The sequence below is a fragment of the Gordonia sp. N1V genome (assembly GCF_029269935.1).
Classification (GTDB): Bacteria; Actinomycetota; Actinomycetes; order Mycobacteriales; family Mycobacteriaceae; genus Gordonia; species Gordonia polyisoprenivorans.
Genome location: NZ_JARJDD010000114.1, coordinates 1 through 322 on the forward strand (window position 1 = coordinate 1; position 322 = coordinate 322).

Here is a 322-nt window from a genome sequence, read left to right on the forward strand (position 1 = left end):
CGGTGCAGTCGGTCTCGAGGCTCGCCGCACGCGGCTCGCACCTCGACCAGCGGGGGATGACGCAGGCCATCGAAGGATGCGCGCGTCTTTCCCGCCTGACGATCGGATGCTGACGCCCTTCCCACCCGGTGGCCGCCCTACCCGATGGACGGGCCCTTCCCATGGGACATCATCATGGGATTCGACCGACACCCCTGGCTGATCCCACCCGCCAGCGTGGATCCGAAACGCCGACCGGTTCCGTCCTATTATCGGCGGACCATGCGGCTCGACGACGCAGCAGCCTGACCCGAAGCGCCTCTACTACAGCCTGATTCCCTGC

Annotated in this window: 1 pseudogene; it reads left to right on the forward strand. The window is 67.1% G+C overall.

Annotated elements, in window-relative coordinates:
- Positions 1-162: 162 nt before the first annotated feature.
- Positions 163-288 (forward strand): annotated as a pseudogene (locus tag P3L18_RS28370) (HNH endonuclease); the annotation flags it as partial.
- Between the last annotated feature and the right edge of the window lie 34 nt (positions 289-322).